20 protein-coding genes are annotated in these 24,237 nt (G+C 64.7%); 10 read left to right on the top strand and 10 right to left on the bottom strand.

Annotated elements, in window-relative coordinates; genetic code table 11:
* Positions 1–1,407: a DUF2142 domain-containing protein gene (locus tag B8446_RS05945; protein WP_084712113.1), complete on the top strand. Its 1,407-nt coding sequence runs from the start codon at positions 1–3 to the stop codon at positions 1,405–1,407.
* On the opposite strand, the gene purN is transcribed toward B8446_RS05945, so the two are convergent.
* The 3 genes from purN to purM all read right to left on the bottom strand — a co-directional run bounded on the left by purN (position 1,339) and on the right by purM (position 4,619).
* Complete coding sequence (purN, locus tag B8446_RS05940) at positions 1,339–1,986, bottom strand: phosphoribosylglycinamide formyltransferase (protein WP_048848252.1); 648 nt, start codon at positions 1,984–1,986, stop codon at positions 1,339–1,341. The two genes, B8446_RS05945 and purN, sit on opposite strands and share 69 nt — an antisense overlap.
* Before the next feature lie 85 nt (positions 1,987–2,071).
* Complete coding sequence (locus B8446_RS05935) at positions 2,072–3,532, bottom strand: DUF2142 domain-containing protein (protein WP_048848250.1); 1,461 nt, start codon at positions 3,530–3,532, stop codon at positions 2,072–2,074.
* Positions 3,533–3,545: 13 nt separating this feature from the next.
* The gene (gene purM, locus B8446_RS05930; protein WP_048848388.1) at positions 3,546–4,619 is read right to left on the bottom strand and encodes a phosphoribosylformylglycinamidine cyclo-ligase; all 1,074 of its coding nucleotides are present in this window, start codon (positions 4,617–4,619) and stop codon (positions 3,546–3,548) included.
* 137 nt (positions 4,620–4,756) lie between these two features.
* On the opposite strand from purM, the gene B8446_RS05925 reads away from it, so the two are divergent.
* Complete coding sequence (locus tag B8446_RS05925) at positions 4,757–5,491, top strand: hypothetical protein (protein WP_048848248.1); 735 nt, start codon at positions 4,757–4,759, stop codon at positions 5,489–5,491.
* Positions 5,492–5,495: 4 nt separating this feature from the next.
* Here the strand turns inward: B8446_RS05925 and B8446_RS05920 are convergent, their stop codons facing one another.
* A complete protein-coding gene (locus tag B8446_RS05920; protein WP_048848246.1) occupies positions 5,496–5,828 on the bottom strand; it encodes a hypothetical protein in 333 nt (110 codons plus the stop codon).
* A gap of 256 nt (positions 5,829–6,084) precedes the next feature.
* On the opposite strand from B8446_RS05920, the gene B8446_RS05915 reads away from it, so the two are divergent.
* The 6 genes from B8446_RS05915 (at position 6,085) to B8446_RS05890 (ending at position 12,596) form a co-directional block, all read left to right on the top strand.
* Positions 6,085–8,343, top strand: a complete 2,259-nt coding sequence (locus tag B8446_RS05915) for an RNA degradosome polyphosphate kinase (protein ID WP_084712111.1) — start codon at positions 6,085–6,087, stop codon at positions 8,341–8,343.
* A gap of 138 nt (positions 8,344–8,481) precedes the next feature.
* Entirely contained in the window at positions 8,482–9,903 is a 1,422-nt protein-coding gene (locus tag B8446_RS05910) for a Ppx/GppA family phosphatase (RefSeq protein WP_048848384.1), read from the top strand.
* Complete coding sequence (locus B8446_RS05905) at positions 9,900–10,634, top strand: CDP-diacylglycerol diphosphatase (protein WP_084712110.1); 735 nt, start codon at positions 9,900–9,902, stop codon at positions 10,632–10,634. Before B8446_RS05910 ends, B8446_RS05905 begins: the two co-directional genes overlap by 4 nt.
* A gap of 95 nt (positions 10,635–10,729) precedes the next feature.
* On the top strand, positions 10,730–11,296 hold the full coding sequence (locus B8446_RS05900) for a ferritin-like domain-containing protein (RefSeq protein ID WP_048848244.1): 567 nt from the start codon (positions 10,730–10,732) through the stop codon (positions 11,294–11,296).
* Positions 11,297–11,366: 70 nt separating this feature from the next.
* Positions 11,367–12,095, top strand: a complete 729-nt coding sequence (locus B8446_RS05895; protein WP_048848242.1) for an MFS transporter — start codon at positions 11,367–11,369, stop codon at positions 12,093–12,095.
* 6 nt (positions 12,096–12,101) lie between these two features.
* On the top strand, positions 12,102–12,596 hold the full coding sequence (locus B8446_RS05890) for an MFS transporter (protein WP_148505868.1): 495 nt from the start codon (positions 12,102–12,104) through the stop codon (positions 12,594–12,596).
* 115 nt (positions 12,597–12,711) lie between these two features.
* Here the strand turns inward: B8446_RS05890 and B8446_RS05885 are convergent, their stop codons facing one another.
* Positions 12,712–13,929, bottom strand: a complete 1,218-nt coding sequence (locus tag B8446_RS05885; protein ID WP_053053724.1) for a cytochrome-c peroxidase — start codon at positions 13,927–13,929, stop codon at positions 12,712–12,714.
* Positions 13,913–15,157 (bottom strand): alkaline phosphatase family protein, encoded by a 1,245-nt coding sequence (locus B8446_RS05880; protein ID WP_048848238.1) that lies wholly within the window; start codon positions 15,155–15,157, stop codon positions 13,913–13,915. Before B8446_RS05880 ends, B8446_RS05885 begins: the two co-directional genes overlap by 17 nt.
* A 146-nt stretch (positions 15,158–15,303) precedes the next feature.
* On the opposite strand from B8446_RS05880, the gene B8446_RS05875 reads away from it, so the two are divergent.
* Positions 15,304–16,422 (top strand): P1 family peptidase, encoded by a 1,119-nt coding sequence (locus B8446_RS05875; protein WP_048848236.1) that lies wholly within the window; start codon positions 15,304–15,306, stop codon positions 16,420–16,422.
* An 898-nt stretch (positions 16,423–17,320) separates the two neighbouring features.
* On the opposite strand, the gene B8446_RS05870 is transcribed toward B8446_RS05875, so the two are convergent.
* Both B8446_RS05870 and B8446_RS05865 read right to left on the bottom strand, forming a co-directional pair.
* Positions 17,321–18,757 carry an NCS1 family nucleobase:cation symporter-1 gene (locus B8446_RS05870; RefSeq protein WP_241767656.1) on the bottom strand — a complete coding sequence of 479 codons (1,437 nt, stop codon included), beginning with the start codon at positions 18,755–18,757 and terminating at the stop codon, positions 17,321–17,323.
* Between the two features lie 244 nt (positions 18,758–19,001).
* Positions 19,002–20,321 (bottom strand): aspartate aminotransferase family protein, encoded by a 1,320-nt coding sequence (locus B8446_RS05865; protein ID WP_048848232.1) that lies wholly within the window; start codon positions 20,319–20,321, stop codon positions 19,002–19,004.
* Positions 20,322–20,491: 170 nt separating this feature from the next.
* Here B8446_RS05865 and B8446_RS05860 point away from each other — a divergent pair, with 170 nt between their 5' ends.
* Positions 20,492–21,640: an MFS transporter gene (locus B8446_RS05860; RefSeq protein ID WP_048848378.1), complete on the top strand. Its 1,149-nt coding sequence runs from the start codon at positions 20,492–20,494 to the stop codon at positions 21,638–21,640.
* A 4-nt stretch (positions 21,641–21,644) separates the two neighbouring features.
* Here B8446_RS05860 and B8446_RS05855 read toward each other — a convergent pair whose 3' ends face one another.
* Positions 21,645–22,892: a Zn-dependent hydrolase gene (locus B8446_RS05855; RefSeq protein WP_048848230.1), complete on the bottom strand. Its 1,248-nt coding sequence runs from the start codon at positions 22,890–22,892 to the stop codon at positions 21,645–21,647.
* Between the two features lie 58 nt (positions 22,893–22,950).
* On the bottom strand, positions 22,951–24,234 hold the full coding sequence (gene preA, locus B8446_RS05850; RefSeq protein ID WP_048848228.1) for an NAD-dependent dihydropyrimidine dehydrogenase subunit PreA: 1,284 nt from the start codon (positions 24,232–24,234) through the stop codon (positions 22,951–22,953).
* Positions 24,235–24,237: the final 3 nt, after the last annotated feature.

Raw genomic sequence — 24,237 nt, 5'->3', positions numbered from 1 at the left:
ATGACGCCACGTTCGGCCGAGCCTGCTCACTGCGGGCGGGCGACGCCGAGGGCACGGTTGATCGAAGCCGTTGCCAGGTGGCGTCTCTGGCAGATCTATCTCTGCCTCGGCCTGCCCATCGGCCTGTTTCTGATCGTGGCGCTGCCACCCTTGCAGATGCCGGATGAGCAGACGCATTTCCTCCGGGCGGTCTACCTCTCGCGAGGGCATCTGGTCGCCCATCGGCTTTCCGCATCGAACGCCGGCGGCGCAGTCCCGTCGGATGCCGTGCGCTTTGCCTGGTCCTTCGACGACATGAAGGGGCATGGGGAGCGCAAGTTCGACCTGGACCGTCTTCGTGCGGTCCAGAACGGCAGTCTTTCGAGCCCGCTGATTCCGACCGGCTTTCCGAATACCGCGGTCTACCCGCCGTTCTTCTATATGCCGGCTGCCACGGCCCTGCTGGCGGCGCGTCTAGGCCATCTGCCGATGGCATGCGCCTACTATCTGTCCCGGTTCGGCTGTCTGGTCGCGGCGCTGGGCGTATCGGCACTTGCCATTGCCCTCATCACGCGCGGCGCATTGCTGCTGGCGATGATCCTGAGCCTGCCGATGACCCTGTCGTTATTCGCGGCCTGCAGTCAGGAAGGGCTTCTGATCGCGGCAACAGCGCTCGCGGTCGCCCTGTGCACGCGCGTGCAGACCCGCACCGAGGCCGTGGTGCTTGCCGTCCTGCTGGCCATGATCGCCGGAACGAAGCTTCCCTATCTGCCGCTCGTCGCCCTGCCTGTGGTCTTCGCACCGCGTGCTCGCGCGGCCTGGCTCCAGGCAGTCGCAGGGCTCGGCGGCGCGCTTGCCTGCGCCGCCATCTTCACGCGCCCGGCAAAGATCCCGTTTCTGGTCGACCAGGGCGTCAATGCGGGCCGGCAGATGGCTTTGGTGCTGCATCATCCCCTGAGATGGGTTCGCACGCTCCTTTGTACGATGCACATCCAGGGCCCGAGCTTTGCCAAGCAGTTCATCGGCGTGCTTGGCTGGCTTGATACATTGCTGCCGGACTGGAGCTACGTCGCCCTGTCCGGGCTGCTCGTGACGGGTGGCGTGCTGAGCCTGCGGACACTCGGGCCGCAGGGGCTGGCGGATGTCGAGATCTGGCCGCGCATCGGTGTCGCTGTCATTGGCAGTATCGCGACCCTTGGCGTCTTCGGGTCACTTTATCTGATCTGGACGCCGGTCGGCCATGACATCATCTGCGGTATTCAGGGACGATATTTCATCCCGCTGTCGCTTCTGGTGTGCCTGATCCTGCCGCGTGGCGTGCGGACTGCCTCGCTTCAGATCCGCGCCGTCGATGGAGCGCTACTCGCGGGCTTTCTCGGTTGTGTTGCGCTCAGCCTCCACATTGGAATCATGGTCCGCTACTGGTAGTTCCCCGCGCAGGAACCGCGCGAGCGTCTCGGGATAAAGTGCGTGTTCCTGTTCCAGGACCCTTGCCGCAAGGCCTTCGGGCGTATCGGACGGATGAACCGGGACACTGGCCTGTGCCAGAATGGGGCCGGCATCGACACCCGCTGTCACGAGATGAACCGTGCATCCGTGTTCGGCAACGCCTGCGGCCAATGCGGCCTCATGGGTGTGCATGCCGGGGAAGTGGGGCAGGAGGCTCGGGTGAATGTTCAGCATTTTGCCCGCCCACGCATCGACCAGAAAGGGGGTCAGGACCCGCATGTAGCCGGCGAGGCAGACCGTCTCCACGCCTGCTTCCCGCAGGGCCGCGTCAATGGCACGCTCATGCGCCTCGCGGTCGCGGCCGAAGGGCCGGTGCGGAATGGCAAGAACCGGCAGGCCCGCTTCGCGTGCCAGATCGAGCCCGAGTGCGTCGGCCTGGTTGCTGATCACCAGTGCAATGCGGGCCGGAAAATCGGGTGACCGGCAGGCTTCGATCAGGGCGCGCATGTTGCTGCCGCGTCCGCTGATCAGGATGGCAATGGGATGACGTCTGGTCATGAAAACGGGGTCCGGGCAACAGGATACGAAGGAAACCGGAGACTGAACCTCATGCAGATGTCTCCGGGGAACGGCATGCGCGGGTCTAATGCCAGTTCAGGGCAAAGCGACCCAGCGCGACGAGAGACACGTGCAGCGCCAGGGCGGCCGCCAGGATCATGAGCAGCGCGGGCACGGCCATTACATGCGTCATGCGGCAACACAGCGCAGCGGGCCTGGCAGCGCTGATCGCCAGAGCCAGAAGGATGAGTGGAAGCAGGAAATAGCGCCCCTGAAGACCCGTGATCGGCGCATGTCCCGCAGGCGAGAAGCCGACATAGAACGCAGCCAGCGTCGCACCCGTGTAGAGCGCAGCCAGGACCACGAGACCCAGTGACGCAAGACCGTCTCCTTTTTCCCGCGTCCACCGGCTCGGATCGTGGCCCGCAGGCCGTCCCGAGACATCGCACACTGCGAGAAGCGCTGCGATCGCGAGCGCTGCCAACGAGGACATTGCGCCGAGCTTGAAGAACTGCGGCACCGGGGCTCCGCCGAAACGGCCATATACGTCGAGCCACCACCATTGCAGCCCTTCCCGGAACGTGACCCAGAAGATCTGCACTGCCGTCAGCGGGTGATGCACAGAATACGCCAGCACGAGATGCGGGTCGCCACCGGTCTGCCAGTAGTGCCCCGGCACGAACGGAAAGAATCCGTTCCAGAGCACGGCGAGTGCAACCGACAGGCCGATGGTCATCAGGCGGACGCGCAAGGCGTCACGGGGCGCGGGGAATGCCCTTGTCGGCACGAGGAGGATCGCGGCGCTCAGGACGCAGCATGTCAGCTTCAGCAGCCCCATTCCGCCACCCAGCAGGATCAGGGCTACGGCTTCGCGGCGGGAGACGGCCCCGATCGTCCTGCAGCGCAGGCACAATCCTACGAATAGCAGGCACAGCGTGTTCGTGACGGGATCGGCGCTATAAGTGCTGGCGAGGTGTAGAGCGGTCGGCGTCGTCAGCAGGACGAGGGCCGAGAGGCGTCTATAGGGAAGGACCACGAGGAGCATGAGCGCGAAAAGCCCGAGTTGGCCAAGGCGCCCGGCCATGAGGCGTGTGGCGACGCCCGCATGTCCGGCTTTTGCGATCGCAAGTCCTATGGCGGATCCGAGATAGGGCAGCGGGGGGTAGGATGCGGTCGAGCCGAATTCGGAGAAACGCCGCCCGCTTGCCGCGTGGTCGGCCATGTAGGCTCGATCCTGGGCCGCACCGCTGGAGGAGGGGGTGCCACGGTCCCGTTGATCCTCAAAATATTCCATGTAGCTCAGGAGGCGGCCGTCGAGCCGACCGCCGTAATGATCATGGGCCACGCGCAGCGCGAACAGGTGCCCTTCGGAAATCTGCAGCGCGCGCCGGAAATGCGCGCCCTCGCCGATCCCGCTGGCTGGTGTCACCCGATAGACGAACACCAGCGCGACGACCAGCATCGCGACCACGTAGCCGACCACGACCTGCGACAGGAATGTCCGCTGCATGGGCACGCCGGGCCGCAGCGGAGACCGAGCGTCCATACGGGGCAGTCCCTCAGAACGTGACGGGTGCCGTGAACCGCACCGGCGGCATGTTGTCCGCTGCCGCATGGAGGCGACCGATCACATGGCCTGTCTGCCCCTCGGCCTGAAGCTGGCGCAGCACGTCGTCCGGGCGGTCCGTCACCAGCACCATGCCGACACCGCAGTTGAACACGCGCAGCATTTCATCCGCCGCGATCTGGCCTGTCTGCGCCAGCCATCCGAAGACGGGCGGGACCGGCCAGCTTCCCGGCTCGATGTCCGCGCGCAGGTCGGCCGGCAGGATGCGGGGAAGATTGCCCGGCAGCCCGCCCCCCGTGATATGCGCACAGGCGTGCAGCAGCCCTGCGCGATGCAGTGCGAGCACGGGCTTGACGTAGAGCGCGGTCGGCGTGAGCAGCGCCTGTCCAAGCGTCTTGTCGGCGTCGAACGGGGCGGGGGCCGACCAGTCGAGACCTGAGCGGCGCACGACTTCGCGCACCAGCGAGAACCCGTTGGAATGCACGCCGGAAGACGGAAGCGCGATCAGCGTATCCCCTTCGGCAACGTTCTTCGGCAACAGTGCGCCACGCTCGGCAGCACCCACCGAGAAGCCGCCAAGGTCGTAATGACCGGCTGCATACATGCCCGGCATCTCGGCCGTCTCGCCGCCGACCAGCGCGCAGCCGCTTTCCCGGCAGGCATCGGCAATGCCACGCACGATCGTTGCCGCATCCTCGATCGCAAGCTTGCCGGTCGCGAAATAATCGAGAAAAAACAGGGGCTCGGCACCCTGAACGACGAGATCGTTGACGCACATCGCGACCAGATCCACGCCGATGGTCTCGTGCAGGCCGGTCTCGATGGCAATCATGAGCTTCGTGCCGACGCCATCCGTGCAACTCACGAGCACAGGATCCTTGAATCCCGCTGCCTTCAGGTCGAACAGGGCGCCGAAACCGCCCAGGCCGCCCATCGTGCCGGCGCGGTCGGTGCTGCGGGCGGCGGGCTTGATCGCGTCCACCAGTGCATCGCCTGCATCGATGTCGACGCCCGCGTCACGGTAGCTGGCGCCGGTCGCGGCGTGGCTCGAGGTCGGATCGGTCATGGCGCGGAACGGGTCCTGATTGATCATGGTTGCGCTCGAAAGGTCGGAGCGGGTGCAATACACTGTGCGTCCGCACGCCTGATTCGGGTCGTGTTGTCGTTCGGCTCATAACCCGATTGGAGGGCAGGCGTAAAACCATGGCGGACGCCGCACAGCGAGATCATGCCGATGCGGTGTGTCGGGACGAGGGAACCGGTGCCGGGCAACTGGCTCTGCCCTTTGTGCGCGAGGGTCGTCTGCGTCCGGAAAGCTTCGTCGCCGCGCCCTCGAACACGGCGGCGCGTGCATGGCTCGACAACGGAAACTGGCCGGAATTCCGGCTGTGGCTCTGGGGAGCGGAAGGGGCGGGCAAGACCCATCTCCTGACGATCTGGGCGCAAGGTCGCGATGCCGCCATGCTCGACGGGGCCACATTGTCCGATGCGGATGTGGAAAGCATCCTGCGCATGCCCGAACTGCAGGCGGTCGCAGTCGATGACGCGGATCGGGTGGCGGACGGCCGGGCATTGCTGCATCTGGTCAACGCACTGCGCGAGCGGGCCATTCCGCTGCTGCTGGCCGGGCGACTGCCGCCGGCCCGTGTCGTCCTCGATCCACCGGATCTGGCGAGTCGGCTCCGTGCGAACGCATCGGTTGCCATCGGCCCTGCGGATGATCGGCTGCTGGAAGCGCTGCTGCTGCGGCTCCTGGCGGAGCGGGAAATCGTCGTTTCGCGTCCGGTGCTGGACTGGCTGCATCGCAACCTGCCGCGCAGTCCGGCGGCTCTGGTGCAGGCCGCAGACCGTCTCGACAGGGCAGGTCTTGCCGCGGGACGGCCGATCACGCGGGCGCTGGCCCGTGATGCGCTAGGCTCTCTGATCGCGGGGGAATGAGCGCTCAGCTCCGCACGGCCGGACGGGAAATCGCGCCGAGATAGGTCGCGTGAACCGCGATGAAGAAGATACAGATCACGGCAGTCACGCCGAAATACCAGACACCCATGGCGTGCGGGACGACCACTGTCGGAAACATCATCAGCGTCAGGGTCGTCGCTGCCAGCGCCGGCGTGAAGGCCAGCGCCACGCTGCGCGGCGCCGACCATGACGGCCGCCCGTCAAGCCCCCACTGCATCGGAACGAGACGCGCCCCGATAAGCTTGCGGCCCGTGACAACAGACATCGTGGTGAGGGTAATCATCGTCGCGACAGCAATCAGCAGAGACAGCGTCATCGGCTTAAGCTCCAGGCGGAAGCCGATGGTAGCGTGTAACAAGCGTGGTCAGCCAGCGAAAACAGACGCCATCCGCCATGTGTTTGGCCAGTGACGCGAAAGTTTCATCGGCGCCTGCCGATTCTCGCGTTTGACAGCGCCCGGGCGCGGTCCGATCCTGCCTGCACAAGACGTCCGAGCCTGTGGAGACTGCGTGACCGACAAAGATACCGCGCCATCCCGCAAGGGTAGCCGGCTGGTGCGTGCAAGGCGCCCGATGCCGAAGGCGCCCCGTCGTCCGGCCTTGCGCCGGCACCGTGCCCCGCCGCTTCCCGACGGGCCTGAAATCCTGACGTCGCCGGCGCGCTTCCTCAACCGCGAACTGTCGTGGCTCGATTTCAACCAGCGCGTGATCGAGGAGGCGGAGAACCCCCGCAATCCTTTGCTCGAGCGCGTGCGTTTCCTGTCCATCAGCGCCAGCAATCTGGACGAGTTCTATTCCGTTCGCGTGGCCGGTCTGGTCGGCCAGGTGCGTGAAGGGCTGACGGCTACGAGTGCCGATGGGCTGACGCCGGTGCAGGCGCTCGAGGCCGTGCGCGAATCAGCCAATCGCCTGCTGGTCCGCCAGCAGGAGAACTGGCGGACGCTGCAGAAGCTCCTGGCGGAGGAACGGATCGTCCTGTGCGATCCGTCGGCTCTGTCCGATGCCGAGCAGGCGACGCTCGAACGACTGTTCATGGAGCAGATCTACCCGGTCCTGACGCCGCTCGCCGTCGACCCGTCTCATCCGCTTCCCTTCATTCCCAATCTCGGCATGGCGCTGGCCATGCGTCTCGTTACGCCCGAGCACGGCCATTTCATCATGGACGGGCTCGTGCTCCTGCCCGGGCAGGTCAACCGTTTCGTGCGGATTCCTTCCCCCGGCACGCCCGCCAAGGGTGCTAAGCCCTCTGCGCGCTTCGTGCTGATCGAGGATCTGCTGCGGCAGTTCGTCGATCGTCTGTTCCCTGGCATGCGCGTATCCGAAGGCGGCGTCCTGCGGATCACGCGTGATACGGATGTGGAGTTCGAGGACGAGGCCGAGGATCTGGTCCGTTCGTATGAAAGCGCCCTCAAGCGCCGCAGGCGGGGCAAGGGCATCCATCTCGATCTTGATTCGCGCCTGCCTGCGGCGCTGGGCAGCGAACTGGCCCATGCGCTGGGCGTCGCGCCCGAGGATGTCGTGGTGCAGCCGGATCTGATCGGGGTTGTCGATGTGCGCCAGCTCATCGTTGATGATCGGCCGGATCTGCTGTTCCCGCCGTTCACGCCGCGTTTTCCGGAGCGCATCCGCGACTATGACGGCGACTGCTTCGCTGCGATCCGAGCGAAGGACATCATTGTCCACCATCCGTTCGAGAGCTTCGACGTGGTGGTGCAGTTCCTGCGTCAGGCGGCGCTCGATCCGAATGTCGTGGCGATCAAGCAGACGCTGTACCGCACCTCGCGCGACAGCCCGATCGTCCGTGCTCTGATCGAGGCGGCGGAAACCGGCAAGTCCGTCACGGCCATGGTCGAACTGCGCGCCCGGTTCGACGAGGAGGCCAACATTCGTCTTGCGCGGGCGCTGGAAGCTGCCGGCGTGCAGGTGGTCTTCGGTTTTTCGCACCTCAAGATCCACGCGAAACTCAGTCTCGTTGTTCGCCGGGAAAGCGGCAAGCTTCGTTCGTATGCGCATTTCGGAACGGGCAACTATCACCCGATCACGGCGCGGATCTATACCGATCTGTCGTTCTTCACCTGCGACCCGAAGCTCGCATCGGATTCCGCGAAGCTGTTCAACTTCATGACGGGCTACGCACCGCCCGTGGAGATGGACGCGATCGCGTTTTCGCCGTTGACGACGCGCAAGACGCTGAAGGAACTGATCCAGGCCGAGATCGATCATGTCCGGGCCGGGCGTCCCGGGCGGATCTGGCTGAAGATGAACAGTCTCGTCGATGGCGACCTGATCGATGCGCTTTACGCCGCGTCCAATGCGGGCGTCCGCGTTCTCGCCGTTGTCCGCGGCATCTGCTGCCTGCGCCCGGGCGTGCCGGGCCTGTCGGAAAATATCGAGGTCAAATCGATCGTCGGCCGTTTCCTCGAGCACTCCCGGATCTTCGCGTTCGGCAACGGGCATCGGATGCCGTCACGTCAGGCGCTGGTCTACATCGCCTCGGCCGACTGGATGGTCCGCAACATGGACTGGCGCATCGAGGCCATGGTGCCGATCACCAATCCGACCGTTCATGCCCAGGTTCTTGCCCAGATCATGACGATGAATCTGAAAGATACGTTGAATTCCTGGGTTCTGGATCGTCATGGCGTCTGGCATCGGATGGCCCCCGGTGCGAAACCGTTCTCGGCGCATGACTATTTCATGCATAATCCCTCGCTCTCCGGCCGGGGGTCCGCCGCGCGGGAAAAGAGCCTTCATGATGCAGCCCCACATTCCGACAGGCCCGAGCGGCTTCCTTCCGAAAGCATGCCTCATGACCGGATGGTCGATGACTGATCGAGGACGCGCACTGCATGCGCCTTTCATCACGGTGCGCTCGTGAGCGGCGCCCTGGGACATGACGGAACGCCATCAGCGTCTTCGACGGCCCATCGACGTGCGGCGGTGGTCGACCTTGGATCGAATTCGGTCCGCATGGTCATTTTCGAGGGTGTCACGCGCAACCCGGTCCCGATCTTCAACGAAAAGGCTGTGCTCAAGCTCGGCCGCGGGCTCAGCACGACTGGGCGACTGAACGAAGAGGGTGTCCTTGGCGCAGTCGAGGTCATGCAGCGATTTTATGCGATCGCGCGCTCGATGGATGCGGCACCTTTCGAGATTTTGGCGACGGCTGCGGTGCGCGATGCCCGCAACGGTGCCGAATTCGTCGCCTCCCTGCGCGAGCACATGCCCAACGTTCCGGTCCGTGTCCTGTCGGGCGAGGAAGAGGCGAGCTTCGCGGCGGCCGGCGTCGTCTGCGGCATTCCGGATGCGGACGGGCTTGTCGCGGATATCGGCGGCGGTTCGCTCGAACTGATCCGGATGGTGAACGGGGAGCGGCATGAAGCCTGCTCGCTGCCGCTTGGCGTCATCCGCCTGAATGATCGGGCCAATGGCGACGTGACGGCTGCGCGAGACATCGCGGATCGGGACATTGCGAGCGTGCCGTGGCTCGATCAGCTGGTTGGCAAGCCGCTGTATCTCGTGGGCGGAGCATTCCGGGCGCTGGCACGGTTGCAGATTGCCCGCACCCATTATCCGCTCAACATCGTCCACCTCTACGAAATGGGGGAGGGTGAGGCGCGGGAAATGGCTGACTGGCTGATCGCAACACCGCGCCGCACGCTGGAACGCCTCGCGCACGCACCGAAAAAGCGTCTCCCGGACGTGCCGTTCGCCGCCACCGTCCTGCGCCGCCTGATGCGACAGGTGCAGCCGGGTCGGATCGTCTTCAGCGTCGATGGCCTGCGCGAAGGCTGGTACATGCGGGAGGTCGCGGAGGCCATTGCGGGCCGTGACCCGAACGAAGCGCTGGCCGAGGAGATATCGGCGCGCCTGAGCCGCAGCACGGCGCTTCCGCGCGATCTCGTTGCATGGACGACCCCGCTCTTTTCGAACGAGACGCCGAAGGTCGCGGCCCTGCGCCGGATGGCATGCTTCATGTCCGACATCGGCGCGTTCGATCATCCCGAATATCGCGCCGAGCAGACCTATCTGCGCACCCTGCGCGTTCACGGCTCGGGCTTCGACCATCCATCGCGCGCGTTCGTGGCACTGACGCTTGCCGTCCGTTACGAGGCGGACGTCACGGCTCCGTTGTTCGAACCTTCCCGCCGGCTGATCGACCGCGAGGCCCACGGCCTGGCTGTCCGGCTCGGACTGGCGTTGCGGCTGGCGTATACGTTATGCGGTGGAACACCGGCACTGCTCGCCGGGTCGTCATTGAAGATCAAGGGCAAGGAACTGGTGCTGTCGTTGTCGAGTGATACGGCGCGCGTCTCGGGCGGAAGCGTCCGTCGCCGTCTGGAACGTCTGGCGGCGGTCATGGACCTGTCGGCGGTCATGCGCGAACTATGAGACGTCTTCTTGCGTATGCCGCGGTCGCCGCGCTGGCGATCGGATCGACGACCGCCGTTCTCGCTCGCGACCCTGACAAGCTGTGGAAGATTGTGCACGATCGATGCGCGCTTCACCCGGATCATCCGACACCATGCACGTTTTATGATGAAGCGCACGGAGATGCGCTGCTCCACAGTCTGGAAGGGCGCGGCCAGTATCTGCTGATTCCGACGGCGCGTGTTCCCGGCATGGAAAGTCCGATCCTGCTCGATCCCGCGACCCCTGACTATTTCGCGGAAGCATGGGATGCGCGCGCCCGCGTCGGAGAGGCTTACGGGCGCACGATCCCTGATACGGATATCTCTCTCGCCATCAATTCGAAGCCGGGTCGTTCACAAAACCAGCTTCATATTCACATCGATTGCATCCGGCCCGATGTCAGGCAGCAGTTGCTGGCGATGGTGCCTCACATCGGCACGAAGTGGCAGCCGCTGCCGCAGGCCATTCTCGGCGTTCGTTATCGGGCCATCTGGCAACCCGACCTGAAGACATCGCCGTTCCGGGTACTCGCCTCGTCATTGCGCGATCCCGGGACCGAGATGCGCGATCATACGCTCGTTGCCTGGCCGGCAACGCGCCCGGACGGGCAGGCGGGGTTCGTGTTGCTCGACGATCATGCGCATGGTCTGGATTTCGCGTCCGGCGAGATCGTTCAGGATCATAGTTGCGCGATCCTGAAACCATCATGAGAGTGATTCTCACAACGAAACATGGCCGGCTTCGTGCGTTCGGTTGAACGTGTGCCCCTACCGGGGCGACCGACAACCGTCTTCGGAGACCAGACATGGCAGATGTGCCCGACAACACTTTTCTGACCGACGTGCAGACCCTGCGTGAGCGTGCGAAGCGCTCGCTGGGCGACGGCGCGGTGATGCCGAGCTATCAGGGCGACGTTAATCAGGCGATCGATCTGCTTCAGGCCGTGCTTGCGACAGAGCTGGTCTGCGTGCTGCGTTACACGATGCATGCGATTTCGGTGGACGGCCTGACAAGCTCGAGCGTCGCCGAAGAGTTCACCGAGCACGCGAACGACGAACGCAAGCACATGCTGGCGGCTGCCGAGCGGATCGACCAGTTGGGCGGCGTTCCCAACTTCGACCCCGAAGGCCTCGCCTCACGCTCCGCCACCGAGTACGGCAAGGGCGGAACGCTGGTCGAGATGGTCAAGCAGAACCTGATCGCCGAGCGTCTGGTGATCGAGCATTATCAGGAACTGATCCGTTTCTTCGCGGACCACGATCCCACGACGCGCATCATGCTCGAAGGCTTCCTGAAGGACGAGGAAGATCATGCGACCGACATGCATGACCTCCTCATCGCCCACGAAGGCACGCCGTTCCTGAAGGACTGATCGTCTTTCGAGACGAAATCCGCACGACAGGGCGGACAGGCAGGCGGCGTCGTGATAGTGGCGCCGCCTGATGTCATTTCTGGTCGAGCGCGCAGGACCTTTGCGCTATCCTGCTTTTACCCTGTTCTGTTGCGGCTATCTGCTGTCCTGCACCGGCAGCGCCATGGTGCCGGTCGCACTGACCTTTGCGATCTACGAGCAGGGCCATGACGCGACCCAGGCCAGCTGGGTCATGACTGCCGAGACCATTCCACTGGTCGGCCTTATTCTGGCCGGCGGCACGATTGCCGATCAGCTCCCGCGACGACATGTCATGCTTGGCGCGGATATCATCTGTGGCGCGGCGCAGGCGGCACTTGCCTGTCTCCTGGCATTTCATCATGGATCGCTCGGCGCCATCATGGCACTTGCCGCCGTTCTGGGAGCCGGAAATGCCTTCTGCATGCCCTCGCGCGGCGGCCTCGTGCCGCAACTCGTGCCGGCGACGCATGTTCAGGGGGCCAATGCCCTGATCTCGATTGCCCAGGCAGCCGGCAACATGGCCGGACCGGTCATAGGCGGCCTGCTTGTGGCGGCTGGCGGTGCTGCATGGGCGGTTGCCGCGGACGCGGCCAGCTATGGAATATCGGCATTGTGCCTCGCATTGATAGCAGACGCGTCCATCACGTCGTTTTCGGCCGAAGAGGAAGAAGACGGAGGGTTCCTGCGCCAGATCGTGGCCGGCTGGCACGCGTTTCGGACGCGGCTCTGGCTCTGGCTGACCGTCGTCCAGTTCGCGCTGTTCCACCTTTTGGCGTAGGGTCCGTTGATGGTGCTGGGAGCCTGGCACTTTGCCCACGTGTCGCGCGGCGCCTCGCTCTGGGGCGGTGTGCTGAGTGGAATGGGCGTGGGGTCGGTGATCGGGGGGCTGATCGGGCTGCGCTGGCGTCCGACATATGCGCTTCGTGCGGCGCAACTCACGTTTGTGCCGTTCGCGGCTCTCCCGGCGGCGCTGGCGATATCCTTGCCATATGCGGCCTGCGTCTGTGCTGCCGTCCTGGCAGGAATCGGCAGCGCATTGTTCGGAGTGCTGTGGGAGACGTTGCTGGCACGCGAAATTCCCGCCGGTCTGCGCGCGCGGATCGGGGCCTATGACGCGTTCGGCTCGATCTGTCTGTTGCCGGCGGGATATGCGCTGGCAGGGCCGATGGCGAGTCTGATCGGGGCTGACGGGATGCTTGGGATCAGCGGGGCTTTTGTCGTCCTGGCGACGATCACGGCACTGCTGCCGCGCACGATCCGGAATATGCGATCATCCTGACGCGAGCGCTTTCTTCTTCGGCAGGCCCCACTGGTGCCGCTTCAGCTCGGGCGCGACGAGGATGACCGAACGGCCGGGCTGGTCGACGCGCGTGCCGAGCGGTTTTTGTCTGCCTTCAGGGCGCCGTCTTGCCGGTCTTCGGGTCATAACCATCCGTCAGCGTCTTGAGGAACGCGACAAGATCATCGACCTGATGTTCGGCGATGACGGGCCTGGCACCGGGGTGTTGAGCCGCGAAAGGCATGTCCGCACGGTCCACGTTGCGGCGGATGTCGGGCGGCAGATCATCGTAGGGCAGGTCGCCGTCATGAGCATGAAACCAGCGTCGCGGCGTGATGTCGCGCGTGATGTAGAATTCGATGACGTCACGTAACGACCGAAAGACGCCATTGTGGAAGAACACCTTACGGGTCGCGGTATTGCGCAGTGTGGACGTTGCAAACATGCCGCAATATCGGATGTTGTTCGCGGATTTTGTGGGCGAGAGATCGGTGCGCAGGGGCCCGCACAATCCAAGGTCGCGCCCCCCGATATCGCGATAGTCGATCGCCGGATTGCGTGGCGTGCCGAGGTTGCGCAGGAAGAAATCGCTGAATTGGCCTGAGGTTGTTCCACCGCCACGTGCAGGACCGAGGCCTGCGGTGTGGCACTGCACACAGTTCGCCCGCTCGGTATCGTTGAAGATCGCCATGCCGCGCGTCTCCTGCGGCGTCAGGGATACCAGTCCGCGCGAATAGAAATCGTATTTGCTGGTGTAGGGATGAAAGCTCGGGTCCTCCAGGATGAAGGCTTCGAGGGCGCTTCCGGTCGCGCGGAATGCATCATGTGGTTCGTCGAAGATATCGGGCCCGAATGTCTGTCGATACGCCGTCGCCAGATCGGGTCTGGCGCGCACGCGCCGGATAAGCGCGTCCTCGTTCCTATTGGCCATCTCATAACGCGTTGTCAGGACGCGCAACGCCTGGTCAGCGATCGAACTGCTTCGACCGTCCCAGTCCTGGCCGCCGGCCGGGCCGCTGGCCGAGCCATCGGGATTTTCGAGGTCGGCATTGAAGCGCGGGATCTGGTCGATATAGGTCAGGCTCGGTGTTGCACGGAACCCGAGGCGATCCATGTGCGCCCCTCCCGGCTGAACCGGAAGGTCGTTCGACGGCGCATAGTGATTGGCCGGATCATGACATGACGCGCAGGATTGCCGGCCGGAGGCTGACAGGCCGGTGTCGAAGAACAGCTTCCGGCCGAGCTGCGCCTTCGGCGACAGCGGCGCCGCATGCGCCGTGATGCCTGCCGCAAGAAGTCCGGCCAGAAATGCGACGCTAGTTCGTGACCGCATGTGGCGCGAGGCGGAAGAGCGGCACCATCGGCAGGACCGGTGTCTGCCGGAACGAACCGTCCGCCGGCTGGACGGCCGGATTGAGCGCGGCATGACCGAGATGGTCGGAAATGCCGAACGTATCCTCCAGCGTGCGCAACAGCGCATAATGATTATACGGCGTCGCATCCTGTACGCCGGTCACGCCGTGATTGGTGATGACGATGGTGGGGATCTGACCGCCACCCTGATTGATCGCGCCGAACCGCGACCCTCCGGGCGCTATCGGCTGATAGCCGCAGCAGCCCTGCACGCCGGCACTGCCCGTATCGTCCTCGTCATAGGTGATGACGACCGCGACGTTCTGACTGGAACGCCACAGCGGCGAGGCGCGCACGGCATCCACGATCTTCTGGACATAATTGTCGCCTGTCGTCAGGAGCGGGGAGGGGCCGGCATTCGTGCTGACGCATTCCGATGCATGGGTCAGCGTTCCACGGGGCCCGTGATCGTCATGACAGAGATCCGGCACGACATAGGAAAAGCGCGGGAGCGTTCCCCGGCTTGCATCATCGAAGAACTGCGCATCGGTGCGGTTGTGCGCGCGAAAATCCGGCGCCGTGCGCACGGCATCGAAATTGACGGACGGATTATGTTTCGATGCATACAGGCTGTAGAGATCCGGATTGGCCGATTTGAGCGGCCACATCGGGATTTCCGGGCGTGGCGTGCCGTCGGGATCGACCGGCATCGACTGGGAATACATGGCCCATGAGATGCCGGCCCGACCGAGCTGGCCGAACAGGCTGTCGCCCGGGAAATGATGAGCGACATAATGGCCCGATGCGCGCTCGGGATGGCAGCCGGGCGACATGTCGGCATCGTCCGGCTTGCCGGCCACAATGGCGCGGTCGCGGGCAAGCTTGCTGCCATCGGCTTCGCAATACCACGGGTCGTCATCGACGACGCCGTGCTGATCGCCCGCCATCATTGCGATGTAATTCGGCTGGCTGACATGGGTCGTGCCATAGAACCGCGTAGCCGAGTTGTAGCGATGCGCGAGCGCAGTCATGTGCGGCGATGTCGCGGGCGAGGCATCGATGATCTGGCCGTACTGGCGGTTCTCCATCTCGATGATGACGACGTGATCGTAGGCCGGCATGCCTTCGAGGCCGCCGGTCGCCGCGCGCGCTGCGCCGCAGGCCGCGAAAGTACATAAGGCGGCCAGCCGCAAACCCGCTTTCGTCATCAGATGCTCCCGATCCAGCTATCGCAAAAACCTGTGAAGAGCCGGCCGGTGCCTGTCAACGGGGACGGGGATGTCATCTTGTAGGCGCGTGTCGCCCCTGCCATGGTCCGCGTCCGATCCGGCGACAGACAGGGACACGACGCCAAATGGACAGACGGGCTTTCCTGCGCGCGACCCTTGCAACGCCAGTCGCATACCGGGCCGGTGCGGCATCCCCCCTGCATCCGGGCGGACCGGGCGCGCCGGGGCCGCTGAACCTGATAACCGATGTCGCGGGCCTGAAGGTCGGGCTTGCACAGGATATCCATGTTCGCACGGGCCTGACGGTCATCCTGCCGGACCAGCGTGCACCGTGCGCGGTCGACGTCCGTGGCGGCGGCCCCGGCACACGCGAGACCGATGCGCTCAATGGCTGGAATCTGGTTCGCTCGGCGGATGCGATCACCTTGTCCGGCGGTTCGGTCTACGGGCTTGCCGGGGCTGACGGGGTGGCGTCGGTGCTGGGTGCCGAAGGCCGTGGCTTCGAGCTCGTGAAGCAGCCGGGTGTTCCGCCGTCGCCCATCGTGCCGACGGCAATCCTGTTCGATCTCGCGAATGGCGGCGACAAGAACTGGGGGCTGACCCCGCCCTACCGCGCGATGGGTATCGACGCGGTTCGCAACGCAGCCGGAGGCCGCTTCCCGCTCGGCACGGCGGGCGCCGGGTTCGGTGCCCAGGCGGGGTCGTTGAAAGGCGGTACGGGCTCGGCGTCCTGGCGGACTGCGGACGGCATGACGGTGGGCGCAATTGCCGCGGTGAACTGTCTCGGCTCGGTTGTCGTGCCCGGCACGCGGCATTTCTGGGCCGGCGCATTCGAAGTGGGATCGGAATTCGGAGGTCTTGGGCCCAGCGCTGCGCGGGTGAACGGCGAGGACTGGGGCGATGCGAAGCTCAATCCCGCAGCGCGCGCCAACACCACGATTGCCTGCGTCGCAACCGACGTGGCGCTGGACCCCGATGAACTCAAGCGCATCGCCATGATGGCGCAGGACGGGCTCCCGCGTGCCATTCGCCCCGTGCATTCGCCATTCGACGGCGATGTCGTGTTTGCCCTGTCGACCGGCCGGGTCACGCTGTCTGGGTCGAGCCGCGCTCTGACGGTCGCCCGGCTCGGTTCGGTTGCCGCCGATGTCCTGTCCCGTGCCATTGCACGCGGCGTGTTCTCGGCGACGCTCCCACCCGGCATGATGGGTCAGACCTGGCATGATCTGAAGGAACGCGGCTGACGGCGAAAACGCTGCGGGATTGGGAGGCGACGGGATCGGCTGGGACTCTCGGTGCTGCGGGATGAAGTGGTCTATGACTGTTCGAGCGTGAAGCGGATGCCTCCAATCGGCGCGTCCGCGGATCGCGTAGCAGATGAAGCCACACGCTGGCCGATTTGTTCAGGAGCCGGGTTCAGAATGCGATTTCGAAGGCAGTGCCAGTGCCAGTGATCGTGTTGCGCTCGCCGTCGCTCTTGCAGCCGATCAGCGCAGGCAAAAAGCTGTATCAGTCGTGCTCGGCATTTCCGGAAGGAGGCACGCCGAAACGGTTTGCGATCGCCGCTCGATTATCTCCGATCGTCACCCGGCGAAGTTTCTCAGCGGCTCTAAGTTGTCGAAAAACGTCAGGTCGCCCGGGTCTGACCCATCATCGCAACGTTCGCCATCAATACCAACGGCCAGAGTGCTGTCGATGACGGCCAGTCGGCCGTCGCGATATGGCAGATCGGCCGATAAAAACCGGGCGGCACCATTTCGCACACGACGCGCCTTACGCTGCCTGAAGTCATGACGAGCCGAAAGGCATATCGGCGCATCCGTCGACGCACCGGGGCATCTAATGGGGGCAACTGCCGTCAGTGTGCCGAAGACCTTGCGGACCACAGCCTCCGCCATGCCCGGGTGTATGGGGCCGACGACCAGACATTCTGGCGGCGCTCCAGCGAGAGTGCCTGTTGAAAGCGCCTCCGACAGCATCGACCGGCAGGATGCAGGAGCACCTGTCTGGACCGACGCACCCACTGCCGGAAGCATAAGCCTAACAACGTCTATGATCGGACGTAACGGACCCATCACCTTTTCCCGTCCAAGGCAGCGTTGTCGCCACGACAAAATCGACCGGAAGGGATCTGAGCGCGACTTATTGCGGCTGCAAACCCGCGTCGGTGACGGCGCGTCGCTCGCTCTTCCAGGCCAGAGCCGTATAGATCGCGCCACCCACTGCAACGCCGACGAACCATGCGACCGCATTGAGAGCCGACAGTGCCGGGACGATCTCGCCGAGTGCTGCGACAATTCCGCCGATCACGAACGCGATCAGCCCCGGCATATGCCAGCCATGCTGGCCGCCATAGCGCCCGTGCCGCTGGTAAAGGGCGGGCACATCGAGCGACTGGCGACGGATCACGAAGAAGTCCGCGAGCATGATGCCGGTTACCGGACCGAGCAGACCGCTGATGATGCCCAAGGCCTGAAAGATGCTGGAGGCCTCGTTGAACCACAGCCAGGGCGCGAACAGCAGGCCGAGCGCCATCACGAGGGGACCCGCACGGTCAAAGTTCAGACGCCGCGGCGCCAGATTGATCAGGTCGTAACAGGCGGGCACGATGTTCGCGACCGTGTTGACCGATAGCGTCGCCAGCACGATCACGGCGCCGCCGAACACGGTGATCAGCGGATGATGCAGCGCCAGCAGCAGGTCGACAGGGTTCCAGATCGGTCGTCCGAACAGGATGATCGTCGCCGACGTCGTGATGATCGCCATCGGCGTGAAGACCAGCGCCGTTACGGGAAGGCCGATGGCCTGTCCCAGCACCTGGTCGCGCTCGGATCGTACGAAGCGTGACAGGTCGGGAATGTTGACGGCAAACGTCGCCCACATACCGATCATGCCCGTGACGCCCGATGCGAATGCACCCACGAACGCCATGCCGTGCAGCCGCGATGGCACTGCGAACAGCGGTCCGGGACCATGCGCCACGTTCAGCGCCCAGATCGTGGCGAACAGCCCGATCAGGATGACCAGAGGCCCCGCCACGAGCTCGAAGTTGCGAATGCGCGACACGCCATGTCCCATGACCCACGCGTGAAGCGCCCAGACGAGAACAGCAGCGCCCCACATGTGGGCGGACATGCCGAGGATGTGGAGGGAGGCCGCATTCCATGCCGGCCATACCGTACCGATGACCGCATCGACCGCCTGCGTCGCGGCAAAGGCCTGCACCGAGAACCAGAAGATCGCACAGAAGCCGCGCAGCAACACCGGGAGCTGCGCCCCTGCCGGACCGAATGCCGAACGGATCAGCACGCAGAACGGGATGCCGTAGCGCGTGCCTGCGCGCGCATTGAACCACATGGCCAGGAACAGGACGACGTAGGCGACAGCCACGACTTCCATGCATTCCCACGCGGAGAACCCGAGCGCCATCAGCCCGGCTGCCGCCTCGTAGACGACGATGTTGTGGACCATGCCCATCCAGACAGTGGCCATGTTCAGCCACGACCAGTCCCGCCGCGCGAACGGGATCGGAGCAAGGTCCTCGTTGTAGAGCGAGGGATCGGGCGATGCGCCCGCCATGTTCGTTTCGTGAAGCATTCGTTCCCGTTGTGACAGAGAGGCGGTCGCCCGTGTAGTGGTCTCCGGCCGGCACATCGTAACGGTTTCGAGACGGACACGAGCGCCTCGATGACCAGGAAACCGCGCCTAGCCCGCATGGAGACAACGGGGCGACTGAATAAAACCCGTGCGTCCCCGAGATCCGCCGCGGCCGTCAGTGCGAACACCGGCCGGCCGCGCGATGGAAGAGCCGCGCGGCTGCTCCTCAGGCCACTTCGCGCAGGATCGAGGCGATCGTCTCGAAGATCCGGTCGATTTCGTGCTTTTCGATGATCAGTGGCGGAGAAATTGCAAGAATGTCGCCCGTGTAGCGCAGCAGGACGCCTTTTCGGAACGCGCGGTCGAAGACTTCATAGGCGCGCGTGGTCGGTGCGTTGCGGGGTTCGAGCTCGATACCGGCAACAAGGCCGACATTGCGGATATCCACGACATGCGGACAGTCGCGCAGTGCGTGGGCCGCCTCTTCGAAATAGGGCGACAGGATCTCGGCCCGTTCGAACAGATGCTCTTCGGCATAGGTGTCGAGAGTTGCAATGGCTGCGGCACAGGCGATCGGGTGCGCCGTGTAGGTATAGCCATGCGGGAGGTCGATGGCGGTTTCCGGTCCCTGCATGAAGGCTTCGAAAACATGATCCGAGACAATGGCGGCGCCCATCGGCACGGTGCCGTTGGTCAGGCCCTTGGCGCACGTCATGATGTCAGGAATCACGCCGTATTTCTCGGCGGCGAACGCCGGACCGCCGAGACGGCCGAAGCCCGTGATGACCTCGTCGAAGATCAGCAGGATGCCGTGCTTCGTGCAGATGTCACGCAGGCGCTTCAGATAACCGACCGGCGGCGGGAGGACGCCCGTGGAACCGGCCATCGGTTCGACGATGACGGCGGCGATGGTCGAGGCATCATGAAGGGTGACGATCCGCTCGAGCGCATCCGCAAGTTCGGCGCCGTGCTCGGGCAGGCCGCGCGTGAAGGCGTTGCGCCTGAGGTCGAGCGTGTGGGGCAGATGATCGGTGCCGGTCAGCAACGATCCGTACAGCTTGCGATTGCCTGAAATGCCGCCCACGGAAATCCCGCCGAAGCCGACGCCGTGATATCCGCGCTCGCGCCCGATCAGCCGCGTCCGCGCGCCTTCGCCGCGCAGGCGATGATACGCGATCGCGATCTTCAGGGCCGTATCGGCCGCTTCCGAGCCGGAGTTGCAGAACATCACGTGATTGAGGGAGCCGGGCGCGAGTTTCGCCAGCCGGTCGGCAGCCTCGAACGCCATCGGATGGCCCATCTGGAAGGCCGGCGCGAAATCCAGCGTCGCCACGGTCTTCTGCACCGCCTCGACAATGCGCGGACGGCTGTGCCCGGCATTGACGCACCACAGGCCCGCGCAGCCGTCGAGAACGTCATGCCCCGCGTCGTCGCGATAGTACATGCCCTTGGCAGACACGAGCATCCGCGGGTCGGCGCGGAATTGCCGGTTGGCCGAAAACGGCATCCAGAACGCGTCATGGTTGGTGTTGGAGAAGCTGGACATGCGGCGTGCCTTCCTGTCGGGGAAGAAGGTGGAAAATGGGGCGCAGCGGTTGGTTCGATCCGGATCCGGCGCTATGCGAAATGAATGGTGCCCGGGAGCGTCGCACGAAGCTCCAGGCGCGGGAAGCCTTCGAAATCGGGCGGTCGGGGACGTATGGAGGGATATCGGGTTTGAACGCAGTATTGCTGGCTCTGGCCGTGGGATCGTTCGCGATCGGCACCACCGAATTCTCGCCCATGGGGCTGCTGCCGGTGATTGCGCACGATATGGGCGTCTCGGTGCCGAAGGCGGGCGGCCTGATCACGGCCTATGCGATCGGTGTGATGATCGGTGCGCCGATCGTGACGATCGCGCTGGCGGGCGTGCGCCGCAAGAAGGCGCTCGTCGGGCTGATGGGGCTGTATACGATCGGCAACCTGATGTCGGTCGGAAGCTTCGGTTACGACACGCTGCTGCTGTCTCGCGTGGTGACGAGCTTCTGTCAGGGCGCGTTCTTCGGTCTCGGCGCGGTCGAGGCCGCCGGTGTGGTGGCGCCCGAAAAGCGTGGCAGCGCGGTCGCGACCATGTTCATGGGGCTGACCATCGCCAATATCGGCGGTGTGCCGTTCGCAACGTGGCTGGGCGACAGCTTCGGCTGGCGCAGCGCTTTCCTTGCGACGACTGTGCTCGGGCTGATCGCGATGCTGAGCCTGTCGATTGCCCTGCCGTTGCGCCCGCCCGGTCCCCCACCCGATGCGCGGGCGGAAATCCGGGTTCTGTTGCGCGGCAATGTTCTGGCGGCGCTCGCGATCACAGCAATCGGCGCCGGCGCCATGTTCGTGCTCTACACCTATATTGCACCGATCCTCGAACACGTGACGAATGCGAGCGCCAGTGTCGTGACGATCGCCCTCATGCTGGTCGGTGTCGGGTTCAGCATCGGCAACGCGATCGGCGGCCGGAGTGCCGATCATTCGCGTGACGGCACGCTGCTCATCGGCTTTCCCGTGCTGGGTGTGATGCTGCTGGCCTATCCCTTCGCGGCGGGAACGGTGCCCGGCGCGCTTCTCGCAACACTGCTTTGGGGGGCAGCCACATTCGCGATCATGCCGTCGCTGCAGATGCGTGTGATGGAAGCCGCGCACGAGGCGCCGGGGCTCGCGTCGTCCGTCAATATCGGCGCGTTCAATCTCGGGAATGCCATTGGTGCGGCTTTGGGCGCCGTCGTCCTGTCGTCCGGCCTGGGCTATCCGGCCGTGTCGATCGCCGGAACCGGGCTGGCCCTGACAGGGGTCGCGGCTGTGCTCGCCTCGCGCCGGGCAGGGATCAGCCCCGGCTGACATGTCAGTCGAGTGCCTGATCCGCGGTCAGCACCGCCCGCAGCAGCACGTTGGCACCGGCTGCCACATCGCCCGGCGTGGCACTTTCCTCCTCGTTGTGGCTGAGCCCGCCCGCACAGGGGACGAATATCATCGTCGTCGGTGCGATCCGCGCGAGATAGGCCGCGTCGTGGCCCGCGCCCGAGACGATTTCGCGCGCGGGATAGGACAGGTCCTGCGCGGCATCACGAACGGCCGCGATCAGATCCGGGGCGAACTTGACCGCAGGACTGTCCCAGACCTGAGCGATCGCGACATCGAGGCCCGTTGCGATGATGGTCTCCGCCTTTGCACGGAACGCCATTTCCATGGCCACGACGACGGAATCATCCGGATGGCGGAATTCCGCCGTGAAGAAGACTTCACCGGGCACGACGTTGCGGCTGTTGGGCCGACATTCCACAAGCCCCACCGTGCCGACGGCATCCGGGCCGTGATCAAGCGCGATCGACTGCACGGCAGCCATCAGCGCAATTGCCCCCTGCAAGGCATCGCGCCGCATGGACATGGGCGTCGTGCCGGCGTGGGCATCAGCACCCGTGACCGTCACCTCGTACCAGCGCATGCCCTGGACACCGGTGACGATCCCGATGGTTTTCTCTTCGGCTTCGAGAATCGGACCCTGCTCGATGTGAAGCTCGAAATAGGCCACGACTGGATGATCGCCGCAGCGCTCGGGGCCGGCCGCGCCGATCTGCGTCAGGGCATCGCCGAACCGCACGCCGTCACGATCCGTGCGGGACAGCGCGTAATCCTCGTCGAAGACACCGGCGAATACGCCTGAGCACAGCATCGCGGGTGCAAAACGCGACCCTTCCTCGTTCGTCCAGTTCGCGATCTCGATCGGATGGCGGGTGCGATGCCCGGTTTCCCGCAATGCGCGCAGCACGGCGATGCCGCCCAGAACGCCGATGATGCCGTCGAATTTTCCGCCCGTCGGCTGCGTGTCGAGGTGGCTGCCGATGATGATCGGCGGCAGGCTTTCATCCGTGCCGGGAACGCGGGCGAACTGAATGCCGAGGCTGTCGGCGCTGACGGTTGCCCCCAAATCCGAGCAGGTCTTTTCGAACCAGGCACGAACCTGCGCATCTTCCTGCGTCAGCGTAAGCCTTCGGATGCCGCCCTTCCTGGTGGCGCCATAATGCGCCTGCGCCATGATGTCGCGCCACAGGGCATCCCCGTCGATCGTGAAATTACCGAAGCCTTCGGCCATGTTCGCGTTCTCCTTGTCTGCTCTGTTCGCGCCTGCCGCGTCGTCTGGCCTGCGAGATCTATCCTGCCCGCTCCGCCAGGATGCGGTGAGGGTTGTTCGGATGTTCGGGCCACGTCAACTTCTCGGCCGTCTGCGGCTGCGGCACCATCGTGATGCAGTCGTCGACCGGGCAGGCGAGGGCGCACAGGTTGCAGCCGACACATTCCGCGTCGATGACCTCATAACGACGCATGCCGTCGACTTTCGATCGCCCGATGGCCTGATGCGACGTGTCTTCACAGGCGACGTAGCACAGGCCGCACTGGATACAGCGATCCTGATCGATGCTCGCGAGCGTCTTGAAATTGAGATCGAGCGCGTTCCAGTGGACGAAGTTCGGGACGGCCCGGCCTGTCACATCGCTGATCGACGCATAGCCTTTCTCGTCCATCCAGTTGGACAGGCCCGTCGTCAGGTCATCGATGATCCGGAAGCCGTAATGCATCGCTGCCGTGCAGACCTGTAGCGCACTCGAGCCCATGGCGAGGAACTCGGCCGCGTCGCGCCAGGTGGAAATGCCGCCGATGCCCGAGATCGGCAATCCGCGGAATTCCGGCTCGCGTGCGATCTCGCCGACCATGCGCAGCGCGATCGGCTTGACCGCCGGGCCGCAATATCCGCCATGCGTTCCCTGACCGCCCACGACGGGCATCGGCGCCATTGCATCGAGATCCACGCCGATGACCGACTGGATCGTGTTGATCAGCGACACGGCATCGGCACCCCCGCGCAGTGCGGCACGGGCAGGTGACAAGATGCTGGTCACGTTCGGGGTGAGCTTGACGATGACCGGCATGCGCGTGTGCTGCTTGCACCAGCGCGTGACCATCTCGACATATTCCGGAACCTGACCGACGGCCGCGCCCATGTTGCGCTCCGACATGCCGTGAGGGCAGCCGAAATTCAGCTCGATCCCGTCCGCGCCCGTTTCCTCGACGATCGGCAGGATTGCAGCCCAGCTCGCTTCCTCGCACGGGACCATCAGGCTGACGACGATCGCACGATCCGGAAAATCGCGTTTGATCCGCTTGATTTCCGCAATGTTGGTCGCAAGCGGCCGATCCGAGATCAGCTCGATGTTGTTCAGGCCGCTCAGGCGCTTTCCCTGATAGGCGAGGCCGCCATAACGGCTGCTGACATTGACCACCGGCGGGTCTTCGCCAAGCGTCTTCCACACGACGCCGCCCCATCCGGCTTCGAGCGCGCGGCGGACATTGTATTCCTTGTCCGTGGGAGGTGCTGACGCCAGCCAGAAGGGATTGGGCGACGTGATGCCGCCGAGATTGCTTCGCAGATCGGCCATGGT

This window comes from Tanticharoenia sakaeratensis NBRC 103193, from assembly GCF_000963885.1.
GTDB lineage: Bacteria > Pseudomonadota > Alphaproteobacteria > Acetobacterales > Acetobacteraceae > Tanticharoenia > Tanticharoenia sakaeratensis.
The sequence above is the reverse complement of the archived record's forward strand: the minus strand, read 5'-3'. Positions and strand labels throughout refer to the sequence as shown.